The sequence below is a fragment of the Actinomadura bangladeshensis genome, from assembly GCF_004348335.1.
Lineage (GTDB): Bacteria > Actinomycetota > Actinomycetes > Streptosporangiales > Streptosporangiaceae > Spirillospora > Spirillospora bangladeshensis.
Window position 1 is genome coordinate 1 of sequence record NZ_SMJW01000529.1, and the last position, 1,653, is coordinate 1,653.

Consider the following 1,653-nt stretch of genomic DNA (forward strand, 5'->3'; position numbering starts at 1 on the left):
GTCCGGTACGGCCGAGGACCCGAGGTGTGTCGCCGCGCACCGCCGCCCCGGCACCCGCTGGGGGACGGGTGGCGGTGGCGCGCGCCGCGAACGCCCTCGGCCGTACGGACCGGGAAGCGCGGGGAGAGGGCCGCGAGGGTCCGGATCTCACGCTCGGTGCGCCGCATCCGCTTCCTCCTCGCTCCCGACCTGGGACTTTGCCGCCCCGAGGACCTCTCGTTCACCGTGTGTCACGATCTCGTTGCGTTAAGTACCCGCACGTCATGCGCGCGTAAACGCGGTCCGGGCAAAGAATCAAGATCACGAGATGGACTTTGCCCGCGCATTGCCCGCGCGCGGTTTCCGGCATCCTGTCCCCATGCCCTCCTGCGCCACGTGCGGTGGGACCGTCGCGCCCGACGGCCGCTGCTGGGACTGCGGCGGACCCCAGCCCGCCTTCCGCTCCCACCTGGAGACCACCGTGCCCGCCGGCGCCGCCGTCACCGACCGCGCCCGCCGGGACCTCAACGCCGACGCGGCGACCCTCACCGTGTCCGGCCCCTGGACGATCGGCGTCGTCTGCGACGGCGTCTCCATGTCGCCACGCGCCGACCGTGCCGCCCAGGTCGCCGCCGACACCGCCGCGCACGTCCTCGCCTCCCGGCTGGCGGCGGACGCGCTCCCAGAGCACGCCCTCGACGAGGCGGCCCTCCGCGCGTCCCGCGCCGTGACCGCCCTCGCCGCGTCGGCCGACGCGGCCCCCGCCTGCACCTATGTCGCGGGAATCGCGAGCCCGGAGGGGATCTGGGCGAGCTGGATCGGCGACAGCCGCGCCTACTGGCTGCCCGGCGACGGCCCGGGGATGACGCTCACCGAAGACGACACCGACGCCCGGGACGTCCTGACCTCCTGGCTGGGCGCGAACGCCGGCGAGCCGCACCCGCGGACGCGCAGCTACCGCCCGCACGGCCCCGGTACCCTGCTCCTCTGCACCGACGGCCTGTGGCGCCACCTGCCGCACCCGGCCGCCTACCGCGACCGCCTGCACGGCCCCGCCCCGCTGGACGACGCCCGCGCCCTCGTCCAGTACGCCCTGGACGCCGGCACCCGCGACAACACGACCGCCCTGGTCATCCGCGCGGGGTGACCTCTTCGGCGGTCATGGCCAGCAGCACCAGCGCATCGTGCTCGGCCGTGCCCGGACCGGCCTGGTACACCAGCATCCGCTGGCCGTCGCCGGCGGTGGCGAGGATCTCGTTGGCCAGCGTCACCGGGCCGATCACCGGATGCCGGAACGCCGTCTCCCCGCCGCGCTTGACCCGCACGTCCTGCCGGTTCCACAGCTCGGCGAACTCGCCGCTCGCCGCGGCCAGCTCGGCGGCCAGCGCGGCGGTGGGCCCGGGTGCGGTCAGCTCGGCGGTGTGCAGGTGCGCGACGCCGTTGCGGGCGACCCGGTCCCAGTCGGCGAAGACCGTCCGGGCGGCCGGGTGCAGGAAGGTGTAGCGGATCGAGTTGCGCCGCCCGGGCGGCCAGTCGCCGAGCCCGCTCATCAGCGCGAGACCCTCGGGGTTCGCGGCCAGCACGTCGTTGACGTCGTTCAGCACGTACGCGGGGCTGGGCCGCAGCGAGTCCAGCATCAGCAGCAGGCCGGGGCGGGCGGGCCGCGGCGCGGCG

General features: G+C 75.6%; 2 protein-coding genes. One reads left to right on the forward strand and one right to left on the reverse strand.

Features of this window, described 5'->3' with window-relative positions; translation table 11 throughout:
• Window positions 1–358 precede the first annotated feature (358 nt).
• Window positions 359–1,126, forward strand: a complete 768-nt coding sequence (locus tag E1284_RS40595) for a PP2C family protein-serine/threonine phosphatase (protein WP_131945419.1) — start codon at window positions 359–361, stop codon at window positions 1,124–1,126.
• On the opposite strand, the gene E1284_RS40600 is transcribed toward E1284_RS40595, so the two are convergent.
• A partial coding sequence (locus E1284_RS40600; RefSeq protein WP_481726818.1) for an MmyB family transcriptional regulator occupies window positions 1,110–1,653 on the reverse strand: 544 nt, incomplete at its 5' end. The two genes, E1284_RS40595 and E1284_RS40600, sit on opposite strands and share 17 nt — an antisense overlap.

Excerpts from the sequence above, each read along its gene's own strand:
- E1284_RS40595 (WP_131945419.1), top strand. The coding sequence starts at position 359 with ATGCCCTCCTGCGCCACGTGCGGTGGGACCGTCGCGCCCGACGGCCGC.